The organism is Clostridium sp. HV4-5-A1G, from assembly GCF_900184915.1.
GTDB lineage: Bacteria > Bacillota > Clostridia > Clostridiales > Clostridiaceae > Clostridium_B > Clostridium_B aromativorans.
The window spans coordinates 1-26,356 of sequence record NZ_FXYI02000007.1 but is presented as its reverse complement, the minus strand read 5'-3'; the positions used below and the strand labels follow the sequence as shown (position 1 = coordinate 26,356).

The 26,356-nt window shown below is 35.4% G+C and carries 19 protein-coding genes and 2 other annotated features; of the genes, 6 read left to right on the top strand and 13 right to left on the bottom strand.

Annotated features, from left to right (window positions below; translation table 11 throughout):
• Positions 1 to 7 precede the first annotated feature (7 nt).
• Genes J5G60_RS01875 through J5G60_RS01865 form a run of 3 tightly spaced genes read left to right on the top strand, consistent with a single transcriptional unit; the run spans position 8 to position 2,493 of the window.
• Entirely contained in the window at positions 8 to 778 is a 771-nt protein-coding gene (locus J5G60_RS01875) for a thiazole synthase (RefSeq protein WP_150355664.1), read from the top strand.
• Between the two features lie 12 nt (positions 779 to 790).
• A complete protein-coding gene (gene thiH / locus J5G60_RS01870) occupies positions 791 to 1,900 on the top strand; it encodes a 2-iminoacetate synthase ThiH (RefSeq protein ID WP_150355665.1) in 1,110 nt (369 codons plus the stop codon).
• Entirely contained in the window at positions 1,897 to 2,493 is a 597-nt protein-coding gene (locus J5G60_RS01865) for a thiamine phosphate synthase (RefSeq protein WP_150355666.1), read from the top strand. Before thiH ends, J5G60_RS01865 begins: the two co-directional genes overlap by 4 nt.
• Before the next feature lie 262 nt (positions 2,494 to 2,755).
• Here the strand turns inward: J5G60_RS01865 and J5G60_RS01860 are convergent, their stop codons facing one another.
• Complete coding sequence (locus tag J5G60_RS01860; RefSeq protein ID WP_150355667.1) at positions 2,756 to 3,682, bottom strand: bifunctional helix-turn-helix transcriptional regulator/GNAT family N-acetyltransferase; 927 nt, start codon at positions 3,680 to 3,682, stop codon at positions 2,756 to 2,758.
• Positions 3,683 to 3,902: 220 nt separating this feature from the next.
• Positions 3,903 to 4,043 carry an aspartyl-phosphate phosphatase Spo0E family protein gene (locus tag J5G60_RS01855; protein ID WP_150355668.1) on the bottom strand — a complete coding sequence of 47 codons (141 nt, stop codon included), beginning with the start codon at positions 4,041 to 4,043 and terminating at the stop codon, positions 3,903 to 3,905.
• Positions 4,044 to 4,209: 166 nt separating this feature from the next.
• Between J5G60_RS01855 and J5G60_RS01850 the strand changes: the two genes are divergently transcribed.
• A complete protein-coding gene (locus tag J5G60_RS01850; RefSeq protein ID WP_150355669.1) occupies positions 4,210 to 4,440 on the top strand; it encodes a helix-turn-helix domain-containing protein in 231 nt (76 codons plus the stop codon).
• A gap of 135 nt (positions 4,441 to 4,575) precedes the next feature.
• Here the strand turns inward: J5G60_RS01850 and J5G60_RS01845 are convergent, their stop codons facing one another.
• Positions 4,576 to 5,439, bottom strand: coding sequence for an SAM-dependent methyltransferase (locus J5G60_RS01845; RefSeq protein ID WP_150355670.1), 864 nt, complete (start codon positions 5,437 to 5,439; stop codon positions 4,576 to 4,578).
• A 60-nt stretch (positions 5,440 to 5,499) separates the two neighbouring features.
• A complete protein-coding gene (locus J5G60_RS01840; protein WP_150355671.1) occupies positions 5,500 to 7,515 on the bottom strand; it encodes an ATP-dependent helicase in 2,016 nt (671 codons plus the stop codon).
• A gap of 141 nt (positions 7,516 to 7,656) precedes the next feature.
• Between J5G60_RS01840 and J5G60_RS01835 the strand changes: the two genes are divergently transcribed.
• Entirely contained in the window at positions 7,657 to 9,138 is a 1,482-nt protein-coding gene (locus J5G60_RS01835) for a nicotinate phosphoribosyltransferase (RefSeq protein ID WP_150355672.1), read from the top strand.
• Positions 9,139 to 9,213: 75 nt separating this feature from the next.
• Here the strand turns inward: J5G60_RS01835 and J5G60_RS01830 are convergent, their stop codons facing one another.
• Positions 9,214 to 9,822, bottom strand: a complete 609-nt coding sequence (locus J5G60_RS01830; RefSeq protein ID WP_150355673.1) for an NUDIX hydrolase — start codon at positions 9,820 to 9,822, stop codon at positions 9,214 to 9,216.
• 282 nt (positions 9,823 to 10,104) lie between these two features.
• On the opposite strand from J5G60_RS01830, the gene J5G60_RS01825 reads away from it, so the two are divergent.
• Entirely contained in the window at positions 10,105 to 11,343 is a 1,239-nt protein-coding gene (locus J5G60_RS01825) for a D-alanyl-D-alanine carboxypeptidase family protein (protein WP_150355674.1), read from the top strand.
• Between the two features lie 69 nt (positions 11,344 to 11,412).
• Here the strand turns inward: J5G60_RS01825 and J5G60_RS01820 are convergent, their stop codons facing one another.
• The 8 genes from J5G60_RS01820 to gltB form a co-directional block, all read right to left on the bottom strand.
• Entirely contained in the window at positions 11,413 to 12,579 is a 1,167-nt protein-coding gene (locus J5G60_RS01820) for an iron-containing alcohol dehydrogenase (protein WP_150355675.1), read from the bottom strand.
• Between the two features lie 191 nt (positions 12,580 to 12,770).
• The gene (ilvN, locus tag J5G60_RS01815; protein WP_207707987.1) at positions 12,771 to 13,277 is read right to left on the bottom strand and encodes an acetolactate synthase small subunit; all 507 of its coding nucleotides are present in this window, start codon (positions 13,275 to 13,277) and stop codon (positions 12,771 to 12,773) included.
• Between the two features lie 16 nt (positions 13,278 to 13,293).
• Entirely contained in the window at positions 13,294 to 14,907 is a 1,614-nt protein-coding gene (gene ilvB, locus J5G60_RS01810; protein ID WP_150355676.1) for a biosynthetic-type acetolactate synthase large subunit, read from the bottom strand.
• Positions 14,908 to 15,023: 116 nt separating this feature from the next.
• The gene (locus J5G60_RS01805; RefSeq protein ID WP_229981607.1) at positions 15,024 to 15,956 is read right to left on the bottom strand and encodes a bile acid:sodium symporter family protein; all 933 of its coding nucleotides are present in this window, start codon (positions 15,954 to 15,956) and stop codon (positions 15,024 to 15,026) included.
• 20 nt (positions 15,957 to 15,976) lie between these two features.
• Complete coding sequence (gene ilvD, locus J5G60_RS01800; protein WP_150355677.1) at positions 15,977 to 17,635, bottom strand: dihydroxy-acid dehydratase; 1,659 nt, start codon at positions 17,633 to 17,635, stop codon at positions 15,977 to 15,979.
• A 266-nt stretch (positions 17,636 to 17,901) separates the two neighbouring features.
• Positions 17,902 to 18,915, bottom strand: a complete 1,014-nt coding sequence (gene ilvC / locus J5G60_RS01795) for a ketol-acid reductoisomerase (protein WP_150355678.1) — start codon at positions 18,913 to 18,915, stop codon at positions 17,902 to 17,904.
• Between the two features lie 190 nt (positions 18,916 to 19,105).
• Positions 19,106 to 19,303, bottom strand: a binding site (T-box leader).
• A gap of 229 nt (positions 19,304 to 19,532) precedes the next feature.
• Positions 19,533 to 19,731 (top strand) — a binding site (T-box leader).
• 411 nt (positions 19,732 to 20,142) lie between these two features.
• On the bottom strand, positions 20,143 to 21,579 hold the full coding sequence (locus J5G60_RS01790) for a glutamate synthase subunit beta (protein ID WP_150355679.1): 1,437 nt from the start codon (positions 21,577 to 21,579) through the stop codon (positions 20,143 to 20,145).
• 13 nt (positions 21,580 to 21,592) lie between these two features.
• Positions 21,593 to 26,122, bottom strand: coding sequence for a glutamate synthase large subunit (gene gltB / locus J5G60_RS01785; RefSeq protein ID WP_150355680.1), 4,530 nt, complete (start codon positions 26,120 to 26,122; stop codon positions 21,593 to 21,595).
• Positions 26,123 to 26,356: the final 234 nt, after the last annotated feature.

The window sequence follows — 26,356 nt, the reverse complement described above, 5'->3', positions numbered from 1 at the left end:
TTAATTTATGGATGAACTTATAATAGCAAATAGAAAAATAAAGAGCAGGTTCTTTATTGGGACTGGTAAATTTACATCAAATGAAATAGTGCCTGATATAATAAAAAGTTCTGAAGCACAAATTATAACCGTAGCACTGAGACGTATGGATATCCACGCTGCAGAACCAAATGACAACATATTGAATTTTATAGATAAAAGCTGCATACTCGTGGCAAATACATCCGGTGCAAGAAATGCAGAAGAAGCTATAAGGCTCGCACATTTAGCTAAAGCAACAGGATGTGGAAATTGGGTTAAAATAGAAGTTATTTCAGATAGCAAATACTTGCTTCCCGACAACTATGAAACCTTAAAGGCTACTGAAGCCCTTGTAAAAGAAGGATTTGTTGTACTTCCCTATATAAGCCCGGATCTAATGGATGCAAAGAGACTTGTAGATGCCGGTGCCTCTGCAGTAATGCCTCTGGGTGCACCTATCGGGACAAATAGAGGTCTTAAGACAAAAGAACTATTAAAAATTATAATTGACGAAATAGATATACCAGTTGTAGTGGATGCAGGTATAGGGAAGCCATCTCACGCCGCAGAAGCCATGGAGATGGGAGCCGATGCAGTACTTGCAAATACTGCCCTTGCAACAGCAGAAGACCCTGTACTCATAGCCGAAGCTTTCAAGCTTGCAATACAAGCAGGAAGGAAAGCTTTTCTTTCAAAACCCGGTGTTGAAAAAGAAGTCGCCGTAGCCTCATCTCCTCTTACAGGATTTTTAAGATAGGAAGTGTTTAAAATGACCTTTTATGATGTAGTGCAAAATTTAAAAGATTTTGATTATGAAAACTTTTTTAAAAAAGTTACAGACAGACAAATTGAAAAAATAATAGATAAAGAGGAACTGGATAAATGGGATTTTCTGGCGCTTCTCTCTCCTACTGCCGAAAAGCATATGGAAGAGATGGCTCAAAAATCTCACAGACTTTCACTTAAATACTTTGGAAGAAACGTTGTCATGTACACTCCCATGTACGTTGCCAATTACTGTTCAAATAGATGCGCTTACTGTGGATATAATTGTACAAATAAAATAAACAGAAAGGTACTCACTCTCGATGAAGTTGATACAGAAGCAAAAGCTGTACATGACATGGGGTTCAGACATGTAATAATTTTGACAGGAGAATCCAGAAAATATTCGCCTGTTTCCTATATAAGAGATTGTGTAAAAATAATGAACAAATATTTCAGTTCAATATGTCTGGAAATATACTCTCTTAAAAAGGAAGAATACAGAGAACTTGTTGAAGCCGGTGCAGATAGTCTTACTATGTACCAGGAGACCTACAACCAGGAAGTATACTCAAAGGTCCACCTTGGAGGTCCAAAGAAAAATTACAGATACAGACTTGAAACACCAGAAAGGGCCTGCGAAGCTGGTATATATTCCGTAGGTCTCGGCCCGCTTTATGGTCTCTATAACTGGAGAGAAGAAGCTTTTTTAGGTGGACTGCACGGTGCATATATACAAAAAAAATTTCCTGGAGTAGATGTGAATTTTTCAGTTCCACGGATAAGGCCTCATGCAGGTTTTTTCAAAGATCTGCATGAAATAAGTGACAAAAACATGGTACAAATACTGCTTGCACTTAAACTCTTTATTCCAAGATCAGGTACCAACATAACCACAAGAGAATCCAGGGAAATGAGGGACAATCTCATACCTCTCGGTGTCACCAAAATGTCTGCAGGCGTATCTACGGAAGTTGGAGGACATACTCAGGAGAATCCTGGTGAAATGCAATTTGACAACTCCGATAAAAGAAGCTTAACAGAGGTGAAACAGGCAATAATCAAAAAAGGATATTTTCCTGTAATGAAGGATTGGGAACCTATAGCACTATGAAACAAAAGCTATTTATAGTAACGAATAGAAAACTTGTAAAAAATAACAACATGCTTGATATAATAGAAAGTTCAGTACAAGCAGGTGCAGATGCCGTAATTCTACGTGAAAAAGATTTGGACTGTAGTAAAATAATTCAGCTTGCTAAAAAAATCAAAAAGATAACGGAACCTCAAAATGTACCTCTTATAATAAACGGCAATATGGAAGCTGCTCTAGAAGTAAATTCTGATGGATTTCACACAAATTATGCAGATTATATGAATGAACATTTTAAATTCAAGGGTATTTTAGGAGTATCTGTTCACAGCACTTTAGAGGCGGCAAATGTGCAAAAAAAGGGTGCAGATTACCTTCTGGCAGGACACATTTTCAAAACAAATTGTAAAAAGGGATTAGAACCCAGAGGAATTGCTTTTTTGGAAGATATGCTGAAAAATGTTTCAATTCCAATTATAGCAATAGGCGGTATAAATGAAAGCAACATAGATAAATTATTGAAAACTGATATTTATGGTGCTGCTGTAATGTCCCTTGTAATGTGTTCAGATGATCCATATCTTACGACACGAAATTTAAAAGAACATTTTTGAAAAATCAACAATTAAATTTTCCTCACCTACCATAATATGATGATTGGTTATCATAGAAACAGCTTAGCAATATTGAACTGCTAGGCCGTTTCTATACACAATATATGCATTATATTAAATGGATTATTTTTTAGTATAATCAGTTATGCCCAACCTATTTCCGAATGGATCTTCAAATTCTACAGCGCTGCTTTCCACAGTATTAGAATTTATACTGCTGAAAGAGATTCCAAATGCAGGCACTTTCATCGAAGGCAAATGATTATATATATAGGTCCCAACGTTCTTCTTTAATTAGATGGTCTGTCCACGTAGTATTATCAGCTGATTCAGTTAGCTTAAATCCATAATTTCCATAAAGATAACGGGCTGTTTTGAGTACATCAGCAGTCCATAAAAAAATATGCTTATAATTCTTCTCTCTACAAAAATTAATTGCCGTGTCTAAAAGCATGTGACCTAATCCATTATTTCTTTCACTTGGATCAATTAAAAACCATCTAAGCTGCGCTAAAGAAGAATCTGTTTTATCTGCAGCTATAGCTATTACGCCAACGGATTTATTACTTTCTTCTGCAATCCATATATTTTCTAAATCCGGATTATGTTTTTTATGAAATTCAATTAAATATTTCTCAACATAATCTCCAAATATATTACCAAACCCAAACTCCTTTTTATATAATTCTCTATGTTTTTCAATAATGTATTTTATATCACTTTCTCTATATGATCTAATATTGAAAGCTCTTTTACCATAAGACAGTAATTTCATAATACATTCCATTGAATTAACTAAACTTTCCTTTTCACTTTCATCTAAGTGATCTATTAGATTAGAAATTTGTTTATCAGATCTTTTTGAAAGATTTGATAGGACATTCCTACCGTTTTCTGTCAATTCAAGGAAATTCAAACGTCCATCCCCAGAACATTTTTCTTTAGTAATCAATTCATCCGATTTAAAGCGATTTAAGATCCTACTTAAGTATCCCTTATCAATATTTAGTTTATCAATCAAAATATTAGCGGTACATTCTTTAGTTTTATTAATCTCAAAAAGTATACGAGCTTCCGTTAATGAATATGCACTATCCAGTATACCTTGATTTAAAAGTCCCAAGACATTTGTATAAAATCGACTAAAAATTCTTACCTCTGATATTGTGTTTAAGTTTCTATTTTTCATAAAATCACTCCAAACTAGTTTATTTATTCTCATAAAAATAATTATAAGCAAACTAGTTGACTTAGTCAAATAGTTTTAACACTCTATCTGTATATTTTTAATATCAATTATTTATTTGCATTTCTTATCTATCATACAAACCTTTCTTAAAAGGAATTCCATTATAAAAACAGAAGTTTTTTAAGCTTATAAAGTTTTATCAATTTATCACAATAAATTCTCAACTGCTTGTACTCTTCGTAACCTGATTTATGTATTTATCTAGTTTTTGACTTGCCTCTAATATTTCACTATAATCCGCCTCTTCCTCAATTAATTTATGTAATCTCTCTCTCAAATCGTTTACTTTATCATTTATCACGTAAATTTCAACCTGCCTTTCTTATAAATAACAATTAAAGTTTAACATTTATACAAATTATTGCAAAACACTTTTAAATTATATCACAAAAATCGCTTGTTGTAGATTATAGTATGAAGACAATTTGTAACATTTTTTTTAAAATTAAATCCGAGAGGTGGTTTACATGACATTAGAAAATGCACTTGCTATAACTTTAAGAAACCGCAGAATAAAATGTGGATTATCTCAGGAGGATCTTGCACATGAATGTAATGTTGACAGAACCTATATCAGCATGATTGAACGCCAGAAGCGAAATCCAACTTTAAACATCATTTTTAGAATCTGCAAAAGTTTAGATATAAAAGCTAGTGACTTTATTTCAAGTATCGAAAAAGCAATGGAAAGCAATTAAAAAGCAATATTATTTTCGCGTTAACTTGATTCATATTTATAGATAATTTGAATAGAGTTAAAAGACCTCACCTTTTACAGATGAGGCCTTTGTCATAGAATACAGATAGGCTCTTTTGTAGGACTCTAGAACGTATCACAGCTTCTCTGTATAAATCATCCGCTCTACTTGAGTTGAAGCCAGTTTCCTACCAGTAGGTACAACATATTTCTCAGCCATTTCATCATAACCTATATCCTCAATCACCCGCCATCCATATTCTTTTAGAAAATTAGGCCATTCTACCGGCTCCATTCCAAAAATCCAGATCTTATTTATCACATATTTTTCATATATCTTGTCCCATCTATACTTAGATTGACCTTGAATAAAATCCTTACGAACATACGTGAAAACAAGACGACTTCCCGGTGCAGCTTTTGAAAGAAAGTCAAATGTTGATCTAATACCTTCTTCAGTTAAATATTGTGTAACACCCTCCCATATGAAAAATGTTCGTTTATCTGCCAAATACCCATGAGATTTCAATTTAGTGTTTATATCTTGATGGTCAAAGTCTATTGGAACAAGCTTTACATGTGATGGAATAGTTTCGAACACTTTGCCAAGTTGAATCTTCTTAGCTTCAATGTTTTTGGGTTGATCTAGCTCCCAAACGGGAATATCAGAAAGCTCTTTCAATCTATATGCACGAGTATCAAATCCAGCTCCTAAATTCACTACTGCTCCGATCTTATTGACTGAATCTATTAGCTCTTCATCTATATACCGTTTTCTACACATCATACAGCTCCAGAGACCAGGAAAGTTTTTCTCAGTAATTCGCACCATCCAATTTCTAACTGAGTTAAGATGCATCATCCATAAAAAACCTCTTCCAGAGGGTAGTATTTGATCTGCCAAGTTATCGTCGATAATACGCTCTGTTTCAGGAAAATATTGTTCAATAGCTACAAGTGCTGTCGGATCTGTTCCTGTTTTAGTTGCTGCTTTTGTCATTATATATTTCTCCTTTTAGTTTACATTTTATTTTAATTTACATAATATTTATACTGTTTACTACAAAGCTTTTTGTTTTTTCTCTATCAATTGGCTGCTGTAAAGTGCACAGCATTTAAATTCCCTCTCTATATTATTGTAAAATAGTATACTTATGGAATTATATTTTTTATCGACTATCTTTCCTCCTCCGTATAATTTGTGAACTACAGCATCTCCTATTTTTAAATGCAACTTTTCAGCATAATCATATGTACTAAATATACCGCACTCCTTTATGAATCTGGACACCTGAACTGTTTTTCCCCTTATGGTACTGCTGCAGCACAAACTCAAATTATCTATGGCCCTTGTAATTCCCACATAAAATAAGCGCCTTTCTTCCTCGAGATTATTCTCAATGCTGTTCTCATGGGGCAAAAGTCCTTCACTGCAGTTTACTATATATACATTTTTAAATTCCATTCCCTTCACACCATGAATTGTACTTAATATGACCCTGTCTTTTTCTTTAGCACTCTGCTCTATAGTGTTTTTCACCTTAGTTACATGATCTAAAAACTCATCTATTGTGTCAAAATCCTCACAAGAAGCTTTGAATTCGCGTAAGATATGCTGAAATTCTTCCAAATCTCTGTTTGATTTACTACAGTAAACTTTTAAGTAATCCAGGTAATTCACCTTATTTAATATGAATTCCACAGCATCCTTTAATTTTATTTTGTTCAGTTTTTTCATCTTTTTCTGAAGATCATCCAGAACTTTAAGCTGAAAAATGGGAATATCATCTATTTTTCTTAAAATTTCAAAGCAGTTTTCACTTACTTTGTTTCTTCTCACCTTTTCTATGTTTACCCTTCCTATATATCTAAAAGGTTTATTTATAATAGACATAAAACTTTCTTTATCACACATATCTACAGAAAATTTAAAATACGCTATTAGATCCCTGCATATAAAATGATCAAAAAAATTATACTGTACATCCAACAATTTAAATTTTATATTGTATTTCAAAAAGGCATCTATTAGAATTCTTGATTCTATGTTGGTTCTATAAAGTACGGCAATATCTTTGTGTCCATATCTACCTTTATCTACAAGCTTCTCTATGGATTTTGCCACATAGTAAGCCTGTTCTTTTTCTCTTGGAAATATCTTAAAACCAATTTCCCCATTTTCCTGTCTACTACTGCAAATAGATTTCAAATTTCTATTTTTATTATTATATATAACACTTTTGGACATTTCAACTATATTCTTTGCACTTCTATAATTTATTTTTAAAAAAAGCTTTTCTCCATCTTGAAAGTATTTTTTAAAATCCACCATGCTGTCAGGCCTGGAACCTCTAAAGGAATATATACATTGATCTTCATCTCCCACTGCGAACAGATAATTATACCTGCCGATTAATTGTAAAATTTCTATCTGCACTTTGTCACAATCCTGAAATTCATCCACCAGTATATATTTGAATTTTTTTCTGTAATAGTCCAAAATGTTTTTATCTTTTCGAAAAATTTTTTTAACTTTCAATTGAAGATCGTCAAAATCCATTAAACCATTTACTGCCTTATATTCTTCATATTTATTAAAACATTCCACAAATACAGTCTTGTCTGATTTACTCTTGAAGTCTTTTATATTATATCCTGTATTTTTTAAAAGAGATATATCATTTAAAATTTCTTTTACTTTTTCATCACCTATGGAATTCAAATATGATACGAGTACATTTTTGACTAATTGACATGCTTTTGGCAATGATATCATTTCTATTTTACCTCTGTATTTTTTCAGTATATTATAGTACAGAGAATGAAAAGTTCCAAAGAAAGGTATATTTTCTGTATTTGAAATTGATAAATACCTGTTTCTCATGTCAAAAGCAGAGGATCTTGTAAAAGTTATCACCAATATGTCTTCTGGATCAACCTTTTTAGTGTTTATTAAATAATTCACCCTATTTATAATAACCGTCGTCTTGCCTGAACCCGGTGGCGCACAGATCATTACATTTTTTAGCTCACTATGTACCGCCCTTATTTGATTTATATCTAAATTATATTCCATTGCATCTACTCCTCACATTTGTAATCAACCTATTGAATCCCATAATCCTTGTAATATTTTATGTTAAGTATTACAATATGTATATACATAATTTTGTTCACAATTACCCAAATTAAAACATAAATAGAGGAGATTTTTATTATGAAAAGCTCGAAAAATTTTGACATTACAAATGGAAGGAATCTTACTATGCTGGTAGATTTCTATGAATTCACCATGGGTAATGGGTATTTTGAAAACAATATGGGAAATAAAATAGCTTATTTTGACATGTTCTTCAGGCGTATCCCGGACAATGGAGGATATTGCATTATGGCTGGAGTTCAGCAGATTATAGAATACTTATCAAATTTAAAATTTTCCCAGGAAGACATAGAATATCTAAAGACCAAAAAACAATTTTCAGAAGAATTTTTAAATTATCTTAAAAATTTTAAATTTTCCTGTGATGTGTGGGCTGTACCAGAAGGAAATCCAGTATTTCCCGGTGAACCTCTTGTAACTGTAAGAGGTCCTGCCATTCAAGCCCAGTTCCTTGAAACCATGATACTTTTGACTATAAACCACCAGACCTTGATTGCCACAAAGGCAAATAGAATTTGTAAAGCTGCAGGCAAAAGACCTGTAATGGAATTTGGCTCTAGAAGAGCCCAGGGTCCCGATGCAGCAATGTATGGTGCCAGAGCTGCAGTTATAGGCGGCTGTAGTTCCACAGCCTGTACTATAGCTGACCAAATGTTTGGAATACCAGCTGTTGGAACTATGGCCCACAGTTGGATACAACTATTTCCTTCTGAATACGAGTCTTTTAAAGCCTGGGCAAAAGTATATCCAAATAATTGTATACTTTTAATAGATACTTACAATGTACTGAAATCAGGTTTACCCAATGCAATAAAGGTTTTCAAAGAATTTTTGATCCCCAACGGTTACAAACCAAAGGGCATAAGAATTGACAGCGGCGACATAACCTATTTGACCAAAAAATGCAGAAAGATATTGGATGAAGCTGGTCTTTCAGAGGTAAAAATAGTTATTTCAAACTCTCTGGATGAATTCATCATAAGAGATGTACTTAGCCAGGGTGCCTGTATAGATTCTTTTGGCGTTGGTGAAAGGTTGATAACTGCAAAATCGGAGCCTGTATTTGGAGGAGTATATAAATTATCCGCTATAGAGGATGAAAATGAAAATATAATACCTAAAATAAAGATAAGTGAAAACGAAGAAAAGATAACCAATCCTGGATTTAAAAAAATATATAGAATTTACAATAAAGAGGAGAATAAAGCCATTGCAGATTTGGTGGCTTTACATGATGAAAAAATAGATACAGATAAGCCTCTGGAAATATTTGATCCTGTGTTTACCTGGAAAAGGAAAAAAATAAAAAATTATTATGTTAAAGAATTGATGGTAAAAATATTTGACAAGGGACACCTTATATATGAAAGTCCAGATGTAAGAGATATTAAAGCTCTAGTACAAGAGGAAACTTCTAAACTTTGGCCTGAAACACTGAGGTTTGAAAATCCCCATCATTATTATGTAGATCTATCCAAAAAGCTTTGGGATTTAAAACATCACTTACTTGGAAAATATTCTGATACCTACGATGAATAGGTTCAGCTCAATTTATTATTTGGAAGATTTTCGGCAAAAGTCGAAAATCTTCATTTTTCATATCCTCATAGTCCTTTAAAAATTGCTTTTTATCATATCTGCAAATTTTTTTACTATATAGGCTGTAAATCCCCAAATTACATATTCCCTATACTGGTAAAAGTATTCTGTTATTTTTCCACTTCTAAATTTATAGTTTTTCCCGTTTACCACAAGCTTGTATGGAAATTTCTTTCCAGGTTTTGAAACCACAGGCATTTCATAGACAAGAGGAGTATTTTCCATAAAGAATTCTAAAGGCACCTTGAAGATATGATCCACTTCACTTTTGCTTGGAATTATATTCTTCTTACTCACCTTGCATACAAAGGGATACATTATAAAATTATAGGGCGTTACAACATAATCCATTTCACCTATAACCTCTACATCTTCTCTTTTTAAATTTAATTCTTCCATGGTCTCCCTCACAGCCGTATCCTGAGGAGTTTCACCTTTTTCCATTTTTCCTCCCGGGAAACATATATCCCCCGGCTGATGCTTTAAATTTAAGGCCCTTACTTCAAAAATTATATCTAATCTTTTTTCTTCTTCACAAAGGGGAATTGCCACTGCGCTTTTACTAAAATCCCCCATAATTTTTCCTTTTCTACCTCTAAATATATGCTCAATTCTTTCTATCAAATCAATACCTCCTAGAATACAATAGTTCTCAATTGTAAAATACACTTCTTAATGATATACTTTAAAATGTCATAATTAATTATATAATATGTTTTAGATAAAATATACATATCAAGTGATTCTTAAGTTCAGATAGAGTTTGCTTATAAAGAATACTTACTCCATCTGAACTTTAGAAGAACTTATCCCGGCGCATAGCAGTGCTTATCGTGAGCTTTAAGAAGTTGAAGTATTAACACTGGTAGCGTTCGGATAAATTTTGGACAAGTGGAGTGATGCACTTTGAAGCATAGAATAAACATACTATTATATCTCTTCATATTTATATTTTCTTTAAATTACAAAGTATCTGCTGCTGACTTAACTAAAAATCCAAAACCCGACATTTACGGAAAAGCGGCTATAACAATAGACATGCAAACAAATGAAATAATATATGAAAAAAACCCTGATACAAGAGTGTATCCAGCCAGTACTACAAAACTTCTCACAGCTATTCTGCTTGAAAAAAACAAAAAGCCAAAGGATATGCTGGCTTATACTGAGGATGCCAAAAATCAACCCACTTCTTCTTTAAATAAAGACATCCATCCTATTAAGGTAGGAGATTCAATGACTGCAAAGGATGTAATGAGCGGGCTTTTGATGCACTCAGCCAACGATCTGGCCTATGTAATTGCAGAAAATATATCCAAAAATGCAAGTGATTTTTCCAAAAAAATGAATGAATATATAAAAAAACTTGATTTGAAAAACACCCATTTTGTTACTCCAAATGGCCTGCATAATCCAGATCATTATTCTACGCCCTATGACATGAGCATAATTGCAAGAGAGGCCTTTAAAAGCTCCTGGATAAAAAATACCATGGGAACTTACCAGACTACAGTAAAAACTTCCAGTGGACTTACTTTCCCCATTAAAAATACAAACAAGCTATTGGGAAAAGACGGCTGTATTGCAGGCAAGACTGGGTACACAGTACCTGCTGGGAGGTGTCTTGTGGCTATATACAGCCGAAACGGAAGACAGATATTAGGAGTAGTAATGAACTCAATATACGATCCTAAAGATACCTATGTATTCAATGATATGGAAAAAATAATAAACTGGAGTTATAATGAGCCAAGAAGTATTTTATATAAAAAGAATTCCATAATTGAAAAAGAGATTGTAAAATACAGACCTCTGTATTTTACAGGTCCCTATATAAATATAAAAGTTCCTATAAAAATTAAAGAAAATGTAACCTATTATGCTAATGACCTCAATAAAAAGGAGCTAAAGAGGAACATAAATCTTTCAAATACCACTTCAAAAGCTTTAAAGGGTGAGGTCCCATTAGGTGATTTGACTATAAAAGAAAGAAATTTCTCTAAAAGTTATAAAATCTATTCTGATTTATCAAAACAGGAACTTTTCAAGAAAAGTATTCCCATTTACTTGAAAGCTTTACTGTTATTTTTCATATGCTGTCTGGTAATAAAAATTATTCAAAAAAGAAATTCTATCACCAGATAGAATTCAGCAAACAAATTTTACGGCAAAGGGCAGCGGCTAAATATATATCCGCTGCTCTAAAACTGAATATTAAAAATCTACTTTTTTCCCATCATATATATATTGGAAAAGTTTTTTCATTTCATCTTCGGTTACCTTTGCAGGATTAGCCCCAGTACAGGCATCTTCCATTGCATTGTGAGATATAAAATCAAGATTTTCCTTGAAATCACTCTCACTAATTCCGTAATCCTTCAATGTGAGAGGAATATTCATATTCCTGTTCATATTTCGAATCATTGCCGTTAATGAATCTATCAGTTCATTGTCATTTTCTCCTTTAAGTTTAAGAACTCTAGCTATATCTGCATATCTCTCTGGACAAGCACCCTTATTAAAATCTATTACATAGGGTAAAAATATAGCATTGGCACACCCATGTGGTATATGAAAAACTGCACCGGTTTTATGCGCCATACTGTGTGTTATTCCCAGAAGTGCATTTGAAAATGCCATTCCTGCCAGACATTGAGCTATGTGCATATGCCCTCTTGCTTCCATATTTCCTTTATAGGATTTCAATAAGTATTTGTTAATCATCTCTATAGCATGAAGTGCAAGCGGATCTGAAAAATCAGAATGCAAGCTTGCTACATAAGCTTCTATTGCATGGGTCAATGCATCCATTCCAGTATATGCCGTAAGTTTTTTAGGCATGGTCTCCGCAAGTTCGGGATCAATTATTGCCACATCCGGGGTTAAATTGAAATCAGCCATAGGGTATTTTATTTTGGTCTTATAATCTGTTATAACTGAAAATGAAGTTACTTCAGTTGCTGTTCCGCTGGTAGATGGTATGGCTACAAATTTTGCTTTTTGCCTTAATTTAGGAATCCCGAAAGGAACCACTGCTTCTTCAAAGGTAAAATCAGGGTATTCATAAAATATCCACATGGCTTTAGCAGCATCAATAGGTGATCCTCCACCTACTGCTATTATGCAATCCGGTTTATATTCACTCATGATCCTGGCACCCTTCATGACAGTATCAACGGATGGATCCGGTTCTACTCCTTCAATAAGCTTAACCTGTATATTTGCTTCCTTTAAATAAGATTCTATCCTGCCTAAAAAACCAAATCTTTTCATAGATCCCCCGCCTACAACCACTACAGCTTTTTTAGCATCTAAATCCTTTAAATGCTCTAATGAATTTTTGCCAAAATAAATATCCCTTGGCAGCGTAAATCTTTCCATAATTTTAATTCCTCCAATTTATTAATACTATATGTTTTAAAAAACAATACATACAGTATATCATACAACAATATATATGCCAAAAATTAACACCCGGTTTTTCTGTACATTCCTACCCCTTTAAATTTTGTGTTCATTTTTCTATCATATTACGTCTTAAACGGCGTCTTTTTTTTGAACAGTGTTCGATTTTATATCACTTTTACATCATTTTCCAATCTACTTCCCCTATAAATAGCCGTAAGTCCTGTACGTACAATTTCCTTAATTCCATATGACTTCATAATATCAATAAAAGCAGATATCTTTTTTTCATCACCAGTTGTTTCAATTGTAAGGCTTTTTTCATCCATATCCACTACGTTACTTCGAAAAGCATTTACAATTTCCATAACAATTAATTTACTGTTTGAATCCACAGATACCTTCACCAGACACAATTCCCTGTAAACAGCTTGGGTATCCGTCAGATCTATTACTTTTATAACTTCAATCAATTTGTTTAATTGCTTGCTTATCTGTTCAAATATATGATCATTCCCCAATGAGACAATAGTCATCCTTGATATTTTAGGGTCTCCTGTAACCCCTACAGTAAGGCTGTGTATGTTGTACCCTCTTCTGCTGAAGAGTCCAGCTATTTTACTCAAGACCCCAGAATGATTTTCCACTAATACTGACAGTACATATCTTTTTATGCTGCTCAACTCCCTTCTAAAATGTACTTTCACCTGGATCCACCATACATTCTATTAAAAAAGCCCTGTCTGAATGCAATGCTTCCTGAAAAGCTTCTTTAAATTCATCATCATTTCTTACTCTTTTCGCTGGCAATCCATAGGATTCCACCAGTTTAATAAAATCCGGGTTGTATTTAAAATTAACTTCAAACTCTTTAAGGCAGTTATTCCTTTGAATTTCCCTAACCAATCCAAGTCCTGAATTATTGAAAAGCACTATAATTATATTTATCTTTCTTTCCAAAATAGTACCAAGCTCAAACATACTCATCTGGAAACCACCATCACCAACAAAGGCTACCACTTCTTTATTAGGGCATCCTATTTTTGCCCCAATAGCCGACGGGATAGAGTAGCCCATGGTGCCAAGGCCTCCAGAAGTGAGAAATTTTCTTTTGCCTATAATTTTAAAATTACGTGCACACCAAATTTGATTCTGTCCTACATCTGCAGTTAAAATTGCATCCTTTTCCAATACTTGAGATACATTGTCAAGAACATATCTGGGATTTACCTTCTCCGTGCCCCTCCTTTGGGACTGCATACTTTTTTCCCATCCTCTTATTTTGCACATCCACTGTGTTGTATCTAAAGGGCATATTCTTTCAGATAATTTCTCTAAAATATTTTTTATATCTCCTACTACTGGAATGTTTACATTTAAATTTTTACCTATTTCAGCAGGATCAATATCTATATGAATTATATCTGCTTTTTTTGCAAATTGACTTATGCCGCAAGTCGTTCTATCTGAGGCTCTAGTTCCAATGAGTATTAAAACATCTGCATTATCTACGGCCCTATTGGCATAATCAAAACCATGGGTTCCTATCATACCTATATAGTAATCACTTTCCTCATTCATCGCGCCCTTTCCCATTAGTGTATGAACAACAGGTATATGGGATTTTTCTATAAATTCTCTCAATTGCCTTTCACCTTCAGAAAGAATAACACCTCCACCCACACATATGAGAGGGCTTTTACTGATTTTAATTCTACTCACTATTTTTTTTATCTGTCCAGGATGTCCTTCTATAGTTGGTTTGTACCCCCTTATATTCACGGTTTTTGGATATTGAAAATCATCAATATCTTCATCCATTATGTCTACAGGTATGTCTATAAGTACCGGACCATTTCTTCCGGTTTGAGCTATATAAAATGACTCTTTTATAATTTTAGGTATATACTCCGACTTTTTCACAAGAAAATTATATTTTGTAAAGGACTCAGTAGCCCCTGTAATATCCAATTCCTGAAAAACATCCCTCCCAATCAATGTAGATTTTACCTGTCCTGTAATAATAACCATTGGAATCGAATCCATGTAAGCAGCAGCAATGCCTGTAATAATATTTGAAGCACCTGGCCCTGACGTTACAATACAAACTCCGATTTTTCCGGTAGCCCTGGCATATCCACTGGCTGCATGACCTGCCGCCTGCTCCTGCCTTACAAGTACATGTTCAATATCTGATTTTCTCAAAGCCTCATACATGGGAATAACCGTAGCACCTGGATACCCAAATACCACCTTCACATTTTCTTTTTTTAAACATTGGATGATTGCTTCAGCAACTTTCATATCTATATCTCCTCGTATATTTTCTGTTTTCTTCCCTTTATAAGAAAGTTCAATATATTTTTTATGCACAATAAGTAAAAATATTTGCCTATTGTGCATAACCAAAATTGCAGAACCTATTTATCCACTTTTTTGAATTTACTGGCCCAGTAACTCGCCAGAGTGGGACCTGAAATATTGTGCCATACACTGAATATTGCCGCCGGTATGGCTGACACAGGAGAAAAAAAGTTCATGGCAAGTGAAACACCTAAAGCCGAATTCTGCATTCCAACCTCGAATGAAACTGCCTTTCTTTTTGCATAATCCATTTTCATTGCCTTGGCAGCCAGATATCCAAACAAGAAACCAAACAAGTTGTGAAGTACAACAGCTCCTATGGCAATTGCAGCAGTAGTAATAAGCTTTTTGGAATTTGCTCCTACAACTCCGCCAACTATTAAAACTATGGCTATCACCGAGACAATAGGTAATACATTTACCACTCTGGAAGCCGTTTTGCCTGCAACCTTATTGAAGACAACTCCAAGAACAATAGGCAGTATCACTATTTTGGAAATATCAACAAACAGTGCCGCAGCAGGTATGTCAACCCATTTTCCTGCCAATAACAATATAAGAGCCGGTGTAAAAATAGGAGCTAAAATTGTGGATATGGAACTTATACACACCGAAAGTGCCAAATCACCTTTTGCTATAAAACACATTACATTGGATGCAGTACCGCTTGGGCAGCACCCTACAAGTATTACACCAATTGCAATATCCTTTGGTAATTTTAAAAATACACACAATGCATAAGCTACAGCCGGCATTATAATGTAGTGTGCTATGATACCCACCAGTACATCCTTGGGTCTTGTGAAAACTTCTTTAAAATCTTCTTTCTTTAGAGTCATTCCCATTCCAAACATTATGATTCCAAGCAAGAGTGACACTCTGGGGACCACCCATAAAAATGTATTAGGCCTCATCAAAGCTATTATGGCAATTATTATAACTAAAAGTGCAAAATATTTATTGCAAATGGTACTTATTTTTTTAATCAACTAATTTTCTCCTTCCACGTCTATTTGAGTATCGCCCCGGTATTAGCAGAAGTTACTAACTTTGCATATCTGGACAAATATCCTGTTTTTATTTTGGGCTCAGGTTTTACATACTTCTTCTTTCTCTTCTCAATTTCTGCAGAATTCACTTTCAATTCTATCTTTTTGTTTGTGATATCTATAAATATGGTGTCCCCTTCTTCTACAAGACCTATCAGTCCGCCTTCCATGGCCTCTGGAGATATATGTCCGATAGATGCTCCTCTTGTGGCTCCTGAAAATCTTCCATCTGTGATAAGGGCCACATCCTTGTCAAGTCCCATGCCTGCTATTGCAGAAGTAGGTGAAAGCATTTCCCTCATTCCAGGCCCTCCTTTAGGTCCCTCATACCTTATTACAATTACATCCCCTCTGTTTATTTCATTTCCGAAAATGGCCTTTACCGCCTCCTCTTCTGAATTGTATACTCTTGCGGGTCCTTCATGTACCAGCATCTCCGGTGCTACTGCAGATTTTTTAACTACTGCCCCATCAGGTGCAAGATTTCCCCTTAATATTGCTATTCCACCTTCACTGCTGTAAGGCTCATTTATATGTTTTATGACCTCATAATCAAGTACCCTATAATTTCTTATATTTTCACCTACGGTTTTTCCCGTGATAGTCAATGCATCTTCATTTATCAGATCTTTTTTTGAAAGTTCATTCATAATGGCTTCTATTCCGCCTGCCATATGCAGATCCTCCATATGATGCTTCCCGCTTGGACTTAATTTTGTGAGACAGGGAGTTTTTTTACTTATTTCATGGAACAAATCCAAATCAAGTGTAATACCTGCTTCATGTGCAATTGCCGGAAGATGAAGAACCGTATTGGTTGAACCTGCCATAGCCATATCCACAGTTATGGCATTCTTAAATGCGCTTAAAGTCATTATGTCTCTTGGCTTTCTGTCATTCTTCACGCAATCCATAACGTACATACCTGCATATTTTGCCAGCTGATTTCTCTCCCCGGTCTGGGCAAGTGCAGTTCCATTCATAGGAAGCCCCATTCCAAGAACTTCGGTAAGACAATTCATGCTGTTTGCCGTAAATAGTCCGGAACAGCATCCGCACCCTGGACATGATCTTTTAACCTCTTCCTCCAGCTGCTCTTCTGTTATTTTACCGTCACTGCAGGCCCCTACCTGCTCTATACATGTACTGAAATCCAGTGTTCTGTCATTCAATCTGCCTGCTCTCATAGGTCCTCCGCTTACCACAACAGCCGGTATATTGAGTCTTGCAGCTGCCATCAGCATTCCAGGGACTATCTTGTCACAATTTGGTATTAAAACAAGTCCGTCAAATTCGTGAGCCAGTGCCATTGCTTCAATTGAATCCGCTATAAGTTCTCTTGACGGAAGTGAATACTTCATACCTATATGTCCCATGGCTATTCCATCGCAAACTGCAATTGCAGGAAATTCCATAGATGTTCCACCGGCCATGGCCACCCCCAGCTTAGCTGCTCTCGCTATTTCATCCAGGTGCATATGTCCTGCAACAACTTCGTTTTGTGAATTTACTATTCCAATTAAAGGCTTTTCAATTTCCTCCTTTGTAAATCCCATTCCATACATAAGTGCCCTAGCCGGTGCACCTTTGATTCCCTTTTTTGCTAAATCGCTTCTCATTTTGAAAATTCCTCCTCAAACTCATATTACCGAACTATCTCCTATATTAAAATCCACTATATTATATAAACAGTTTAGGCCTGCAGGTTCTCACCTCTGTCCCGCTCTCTGTAAAGCCTTATACTGCTTATTTCTTACCTCACGTACCTATATTATTTAAAAGCCCCTTTTTATTTATACGAAAGCTGACATCTGTCAAAGCTCCCCAGCTTCTCCAAAATAGAGAATAGACAGTGACAGCCCCCAAATACCATATTTACATCAAATTATTCATTATCCGGATTTTCATTTATCCAAGGCATCATAGATCTGAGTTGTTTGCCAACTTTTTCGATGGTGGAATTTTGCTCCAGCCTTCTTCTTGCAGTAAACTTTGGTCTTCCTGTTTGATTTTCAAGCAGCCAGTCTCTCGCAAATGTTCCATCCTGGATTTCTCCAAGAACTTTTTTCATCTCAGCCCTTGTATTTTCATTTATTATTCTCTTTCCAATTTTATAATCTCCATATTCTGCAGTATCACTGATGGAATACCTCATTTTATTTATTCCACCTTCGTACATCAGATCAACTATCATCTTCATCTCATGCATGCATTCAAAATATGCATTTTCCGGAGCATATCCTGCCTCTGTAAGGGTATCAAAACCTGCCTTTATAAGTTCAACAATTCCTCCACAAAGTACTACTTGTTCTCCAAATAAGTCTGTCTCTGTCTCTACTCTAAATGTAGTGGTCATGACACCTGCCCTTGTTCCTCCAATTCCTTTGCCATAAGCCAGTGCAATATCTTTTCCTTTTCCTGTAAAATCCTGATATACTGCATAGAGACATGGAACTCCAGCACCCAGTGTATATTCTCTTCTAACTATATGTCCTGGTCCCTTAGGTGCAATCATAAGTACGTCCACATTCTTAGGTGGAACTATCTGGTTAAAGTGGATGTTGAATCCATGAGCAAAGAAAAGTGCATTTCCTTCCGACAAATTATCTTTTATGCTTTCCTCATAGACCTGTTTTTGTTTTTCATCCGGAATAAGGACTGCTACAATGTCAGCCTGTTTAACAGCTTCAGCTGTTTCATATACCTTGAATCCATAATTCTCAGCTTTTTTCCAGGATTTACTGCCCTTATACAATCCAACTATCACATTAAGACCGCTGTCCTTTAAATTTAAAGCCTGTGCATGTCCCTGACTTCCAAAACCTAAAACAGCTATCTTTTTTCCTTTTAAAAGATCAAGATTAGCATCCTCATCATAATAAACTTTTAATTTTTCCATAATATTTTTCCTCCCAGATAATTTTATTTTTGCCGTTTCCCCTTATTTAATTAAGCAAAAATTATGACTATTGCAAATTTTATGACTATTAATTTTGGCATACCTCTACTCTTTGCTTTAATTCAAACATATAGCTAAATCAAAAACAGAAACCCTAAAATTTTGTATAAAAAAATGACCAACATTCTCTCCTTGGGGCGAGAAGTTTGGTCACGCGGTACCACCCAAAATTTTTACTCAGAATAATAACGGTATTACCGGTAAAGCCTACTCAAAGTTCAGCTCACAACTTAAAGGCTACCTTCAATAGTTGTATTTATGAGTTCCCACCAAAATCTCACTCTCTAAAAAATATTCCCTATTTACTCTTCCTCATCATTGTCTTTATACTCTATATTATACAAAATACAAATCTTTTTAACAATTTACTTAATCAAAATTTAGTGTATGTGACGATAATAATCCTTCATTCTCAGAATGTCAAGAGTTTTTTTACAAAAATTTTATTTTTTTTCAGCATTATTTTTTCCTACATTATATACAAAAAATAAATTTTCTATTTTAGAACTAGCTGTTGACATGCCTATTTTTTTATAGTATAGTATATGCAATAAATATAAAAAACCTTGACGGAGAAGAGTAGGCAAAAATATGCTTTAAGAGAATGGGGATTTGGTGAGAACCCAGAAGCTAAAGTTGCTGAAAATCACTCCTGAGTTGCATGCTGAAATTTGTATAAAGTAAGCTATGCCGGCACAGCCGTTAGACGTATGAGTAATAATTTGGGTGGTACCGCGGTAGACTTTCGCTCCATAAGGAAGATTGTCTGCTTTTTTTATACCATATTTTTATACTAATCATCTATTTAATCAATTATTTTATTCAAAATTATCAGTGTATATAATTAAAACCAATTGAATATTTATATATTCCTGTATTTTTCATTTTACCTGCAGGCTATCATTGTCTATTCAATGTACAATTTGCAATTGGCAGTAAACAGATAATGGTGATTTTCGCTGACAGTTGAAAATTTGCTATATCTAAAATCATGCTATCTTTTAACATATACTTTTTTATTTAGTGTTGTATTATTTTTGTAAATTTACTAAAATAAGTTTTTTATTTATCACTTAAAAAGTCTGAGTTATCCAGAACTTTTTAAGTGATTTTTGTTGCATTTATTTTAATCTTTTAAATATACAATTATTAGATTTATATCCGTCATTATCCCCTTAAAGATGTCTCATTCATAAGGTAACGATCAACCTGCCGTGCTACCTTTCTTCCATCTTTTAAGGCCCAAACTACCAGTGACTGACCGCGTCTCATATCTCCGGCAGCAAATATTCCTTTTTTGCTGGTCATATAATTTTCATCTGTCTTCACGTTTCCTCTTGCATCAAATTCTACACCAATATCATCTAGCAATCCTTCATGTTGGGGATGGATAAAACCCATGGCCAGAAGAACCAAGTCAACTTTTTGATTAAACTGCGTACCGGATATACTTGTCATCTTCATCCTGCCATTTTCTTTCTTCCATTTAACTTTTATCCCCTGAAGAGATTTCACCCACCCATCTTTGCCTTCAAATCTCTCTGTGCTTATGCACCATTTTCTTATACAGCCTTCCTCGTGGGATGTTGTGACTTTGAGAGTTTTGGGAAAAGTAGGCCAGGGCATGGTTTCATCTCTTACCAATGGCTGCCTTGGCATCAGCTCATACTGGTAAACAGCTTTGGCACCCTGTCTTATGGAAGTGCCTATGCAGTCGGAACCTGTATCTCCTCCGCCTATGACAACTACAATTTTTCCCTTTGCATTTATCTCATCTTCAATTAATTTCTTGCCTGCAACTCTTTTATTCTGCTGTTTCAGAAAATCCACTGCAAAATGTATTCCCTTGAGTTCTCTTCCTTGAATTTTAAGATCCCTTGGAACAGTAGAGCCTCCCGTTAGAACTACTGCATCAAAATTCTCAATCAATTTATCAGCAGAATACTTTCCTCTGCCTGCATAAACACTTATTCTAAAATCTATGCCCTCCTCTTTCATTATATTTATTCTTCTATCCAATATGTGTTTTTCAAGTTTAAAATCAGGAATTCCGTATCTTAAGAGCCCTCCTATCTCATCTTCTCTCTCAAATACAGTAACTGAGTGTCCCACTGAATTGAGTTCTGACGCTGCTGAAAGTCCTGAAGGGCCCGAGCCTATTATAGCCACCTTTTTTCCAGTTCTTACTTTTGGAAGATTGGGTTTTATCCACCCCTCTTCAAAAGCTTTCTCTATTATATTCAATTCTATTTCCTTTATGGACACCGGTTCCCTATTTACCCCAAGAGTGCAGGCACCCTCACAGATAGCTGGACATACCCTCCCTGTAAATTCAGGAAAGCTATTGGTAAGAATGAGCCTTTCAAAAGCTTTTTTCCAGTTATTTCTATACACGAAATCGTTCCAATCCGGGATTATATTTTCAGTAGGACAGCCCCAGTTACAAAAAGGAGTCCCACAGTTCATACACCTGGCCGCTTGAATCTTGAGCTTATCTTCAGACAATCTGTAGTATACTTCCCTATAATCTTTAATTCTTTCCTCTATAGCACGTTCTTCAGGATTTTCTCTCTTATATTCTTTAAAACCAGTTATTTTTCCCATAATGCTGCCCCCTCTACATATTAGAAGCAGCAACTGCTTCTGTTTTTGTCTGTTGCAATATGGACCTGTATGCTTCAGGTATTATTCTTTTGAATTTCTTTTTATAGGCATCCCATTCATTCAATATATTTTTTGCCTTCAAACTGTCTGTATATTCATAATGCTCCTGTACTAATTTATATATCGTATCCATATCCTGTTTATCTGAAATCTTTTCTACTTCAACCATCTGTAAATTACACCTGTCATAAAAGGAGTCATGCTCATCCAAAACATAAGCCACACCACCGCTCATGCCAGCCGCAAAATTCTTGCCAGTTTTACCTATGATAACTACTGTTCCGCCAGTCATATATTCACAGCAGTGATCTCCTACACCTTCAACTACTGCCGTAGCTCCACTGTTTCTCACTGCAAATCTTTCCCCTACGCTGCCATTTATAAAAGCTTTTCCAGAAGTAGCTCCATATAAAATAGTATTTCCGGCTATTATATTTTTCTCTGCTGCAAAAGTGCACTTTTTAGGTGTTTTAATGATTATTTTACCTCCTGATAACCCTTTGGCCACGTAATCATTGGCATCACCTTCAAGTATCAGAGTAAGTCCATTTACTCCAAAGGCACCAAAGCTCTGTCCTGCGGATCCTTTAAAATTGAGTACAATTGTATCTTCAGGCAGACCGCGGCTTCCATATTTTTTAGCAATTATACCACTCAGCATAGATCCCACAGCACGATTTACATTCTTTATTTCCATGGTTGCGGAAACTTTTATTTTATCATTTATGGCCCCTTCAGCCATCTGAATAATTTTATAATCCAATGCATCGTCCAATCCATGATCCTGAGGTATCACACAATAGGATTTAATTCTCTTCGGCATATATGGCTTATACAAGATAGCCGACAGATCCAGTCCCTTGGCTTTCCAGTGATTGACCGCTTCCTTTGTCTCCAGCATATCTACCCTTCCTATCATTTCGTTCATGGTTTTAAATCCAAGTTCAGCCATATATTCTCTTACTTCCCGTGCAATAAAAGTCAAAAAGTTTATTATATACTCAGGCTTACCCCTAAAGTGCTTTCTGAGCTCTGGATCCTGCGTGGCTATACCCATATCACAGGTATTTAAATGACATTTCCTGAGCATAGCACACCCCATGGTCACAAGAACTGTAGTTGCAAATCCAAATTCTTCAGCTCCAAGCAGTGCTGCAACTATTACATCCCTACCAGTTTTTAACTGTCCGTCAGTTTGAAGCCTAACTCTACTTCTCAAATTATTCAGCAAAAGTACCTGCTGAGTCTCAGATAGGCCAAGTTCCCAGGGAATTCCAACATGTTTTACAGATGAAAGCGGCGCTGCTCCCGTTCCACCATCATAACCGCTAATCAGTATTAAGTCGGCATGAGCTTTTGCAACTCCGGCCGCAATTGTTCCCACTCCAACTTCAGAAACCAATTTTACGCTTATATTCGCCTCAGGATTTACATTTTTCAAATCATATATGAGCTGTGATAGATCTTCTATAGAATAAATATCATGATGGGGCGGCGGTGAAATGAGATCTATTCCCGGAGTAGAATGTCTAGTTCGTGCAATATACTTATCAACTTTCTTTCCTGGAAGTTGACCGCCCTCACCAGGTTTCGCCCCTTGTGCTATCTTTATCTGGAGCTCGTCTGCATTTACCAGATATTCTGTAGTAACTCCAAAACGTGCTGAAGCCACTTGCTTTATAGCACTTCTTCTAGAATCTCCATTAGGATCCAGTTTATACCTTTGTGGATCCTCACCTCCCTCTCCAGTATTACTTCTCCCACCTATTCTGTTCATAGCTATAGCTATGGTCTCATGGGCCTCTTTACTTATGGATCCAAAGGACATTGCTCCTGTACAAAATCTTTTAAGTATTTCACTTACAGGCTCCACCTCTTCCAGGGGAATACTATTTCCTTTTTTAAATTTTAACAGTCCACGTATGGTACACAGATTTTTGTCCTGCTCATTTATAATTTTTGCATACTCTTTATATACATCATAACTGTTGGTCCTGGCTGCAACTTGAAGTTTATATATGGTTTCAGGATTGAAAAGATGAAATTCTCCCCCTTTTCTCCATGAATAATTTCCTCCTACATCAAGCTGCGAAACAGGTTTTCTTATCTTATTAAAAGCATTTTTATGTCTTGACAGTACCTCACTGGCTATTACATCAATTCCAACTCCGCCTATTCTTGAAGGTGTGCCTTCAAAATATTTGTCCACAAACTCCGAGTTCAAGCCTATGGCTTCAAATATCTGTGCTCCATGATAACTCTGAAGAGAGGATATTCCCATTTTTGAAAGTATCTTCAATATGCCCTGATTTACAGCTTGTATATAATTTTTTCTTGCCGTATTCATATCTATCCCAGTTACATCTCCATCTCTCACCATCTGATCTATAGTTTGATATGCAAGGTATGGATTTACTGCTGAAGCCCCGTAACTTACAAGAAGGGCAAAATGCATGGTTTCTCTTGCTTCTCCCGTTTCCACAATAATTGAAACTTTTGTACGGGTCTTTTCCCTGATCAGGTAATGCTGTACTGCAGAAACCGCTAAAAGACTAGGAATTGCCGCTTCATATGAATCTACATTTTTATCACTCAATACCAATATATTATATCCTTCCTTTATCCTCTTGGAGGCTCTTTCACATATTTTATCAAGAGCTGCTTTAAAACCCTCTATTCCCGTATCACACTTAAAAGTAATTGGAACTGTAGTGGTTTTAAAATCTTCATTTCTCAAGCTTTTTATCTTTGATATCTCCTCATCCGTCAGAACCGGACTTTTAATCTCTATAAATGGATCTTTTGCAATCTCGCCATTTAGTATGTTGGCTTGAGGGGATCCTATATAGTTCAGAAGAGACATTACCGGTCTCTCTCTTATAGGATCTATAGGAGGATTCGTCACCTGGGCAAAAAGCTGCTTAAAATAAGAGAAAAGAAGCTGGTTTTTATTTGAAAGCACAGCCAGAGGCGTGTCATTTCCCATAGAGCCTACCGGTTCCCTGCCTTCAACTGACATGGGCATAAGTATTCTCCTTAGATCCTCAAGAGTATATCCAAAAGCCTGTTGCTTCTCTTTTAATACTTCCGGGGTTATCTGTTCTTTTTCCACAACAGTATCAAACATATCCAGATTAAATCTCAATTTGTTCAATATTTTCTCATAAGGCTCTGCTTTACATATATTTTCCTTTAACTCTTCATCCTTTATAATTTTACCTTTGGCTGTATCCACCAAAAACATCTCACCAGGCTTTAATTTTCCCTTTTCCAGAATATCTTCATTTTTAAATTCCAGCACTCCAGCCTCTGAAGCAAGTACCACAAATCCCGTTTTGGTTATTACATATCTGGCAGGCCTCAACCCATTTCTATCAAGAGTAGCACCTACCTGAATACCATCGGAAAATGAAACAGCTGCAGGTCCATCCCAGGGTTCTATTAGAGAACCATGATATTCATAAAAAGATCTTTTATACTGTTTACTGCTGCAATTTTGTTCCCAAGCTTCAGGTATTAGAAGCATAAGCGCATGTGGAAGAGATCTTCCATCCTGGTACAAAAGCTCCAGCACATTGTCAAGAGAAGCAGAATCACTTCCGCCTGCATCTATTATTGGAAAAAGATTTTTGATATTTTTACCAAAGGTCCTGGATCTAAGCACACCTTCTCTGGCTCTCATCCAGTTTCTATTTCCTCTTATGGTATTTATTTCTCCATTATGACCAAGATACCTAAAAGGCTGGGCCAAATCCCAGGTTGGAAAGGTATTTGTACTGTATCTCTGGTGCACCAGTGCAATGGCACTTTTAAAATTTATATCATTGAGATCAATATAAAATTTTTTTATCTGATCCGCCAAAAGCAGCCCTTTATATACTACCGTCCTACTGGAAAGACTGCATACATAAAAAACTCTTGCAGCTTCCTTTAATACCTCTTTTACTTTATTTTCTACCTCTTTTCTTATTACATACAGCTTTCTTTCAAACTCAATTTGATTTTCTGCATTTTTTCCTATGAATATCTGCCTTATGATGGGCTCGGTTCCCCTTGCAGTTTCGCCTATACTTCTATTGTCTGTAGGTACATCTCTCCATCCTAAAACCCTCTGGCCTTCTCTTTCTGCAACTCTTTCCATTATTCCCTCACACTGCAGTCTTAGAGCTGTCTCCTTAGGGAAAAATACCATTCCCACTGCATATTCTCCCGGCTGCGGTAGTTCAATACCTAAATTATCACAATTTATCCTAAAAAATTCATCTGGAATTTGGACAAGTATACCTGCTCCATCTCCAGTTTTTGTATCAGAACCAACTGCTCCTCTATGAGTCAAGTTAACTAAAATCTGAATACCACGTTTTACTATACTGTGAGTTTTTTCACCCTTTACATTTGCTATAAATCCAACTCCGCAAGAATCTTTCTCAAAATCAGGATCATACAAGCCCTGTTTTGAAGGAAATTCATTACTAGAATTCATGATGCCATGCCCCCTTTAAAATTGTTAATAAATACCATCAGCTAAGCCGATGGCTTCCTAATACGGCAAAAATACATTTTCTAAGTCCCCATAATATATCTTATGCCTTCTTCCATTTTTAACATTGTACTTTAAATTAAAATACAAGTTCTCAAAAGCATTACAATTTTTATTAATATTTAGTAAAAATATTATCACAATTTACTACAGTATGCAAGTTATATATAGATATAT

Coding starts and splice junctions, on each gene's coding strand:
- J5G60_RS01835 (WP_150355672.1), top strand. CDS start 7,657: ATGAAAAGCTCGAAAAATTTTGACATTACAAATGGAAGGAATCTTACT.
- J5G60_RS01790 (WP_150355679.1), bottom strand. CDS start 21,579: ATGGGAAAAATAACTGGTTTTAAAGAATATAAGAGAGAAAATCCTGAA.
- J5G60_RS01840 (WP_150355671.1), bottom strand. CDS start 7,515: ATGGAATATAATTTAGATATAAATCAAATAAGGGCGGTACATAGTGAG.
- ilvC (WP_150355678.1), bottom strand. CDS start 18,915: ATGGAAAAATTAAAAGTTTATTATGATGAGGATGCTAATCTTGATCTT.
- thiH (WP_150355665.1), top strand. CDS start 791: ATGACCTTTTATGATGTAGTGCAAAATTTAAAAGATTTTGATTATGAA.
- gltB (WP_150355680.1), bottom strand. CDS start 26,122: ATGAATTCTAGTAATGAATTTCCTTCAAAACAGGGCTTGTATGATCCT.
- J5G60_RS01820 (WP_150355675.1), bottom strand. CDS start 12,579: ATGGAAAGATTTACGCTGCCAAGGGATATTTATTTTGGCAAAAATTCA.
- ilvB (WP_150355676.1), bottom strand. CDS start 14,907: ATGAAAGTTGCTGAAGCAATCATCCAATGTTTAAAAAAAGAAAATGTG.
- J5G60_RS01850 (WP_150355669.1), top strand. CDS start 4,210: ATGACATTAGAAAATGCACTTGCTATAACTTTAAGAAACCGCAGAATA.
- J5G60_RS01860 (WP_150355667.1), bottom strand. CDS start 3,682: ATGAAAAATAGAAACTTAAACACAATATCAGAGGTAAGAATTTTTAGT.
- J5G60_RS01865 (WP_150355666.1), top strand. CDS start 1,897: ATGAAACAAAAGCTATTTATAGTAACGAATAGAAAACTTGTAAAAAAT.
- J5G60_RS01875 (WP_150355664.1), top strand. CDS start 8: ATGGATGAACTTATAATAGCAAATAGAAAAATAAAGAGCAGGTTCTTT.
- ilvD (WP_150355677.1), bottom strand. CDS start 17,635: ATGAGAAGCGATTTAGCAAAAAAGGGAATCAAAGGTGCACCGGCTAGG.
- J5G60_RS01845 (WP_150355670.1), bottom strand. CDS start 5,439: ATGACAAAAGCAGCAACTAAAACAGGAACAGATCCGACAGCACTTGTA.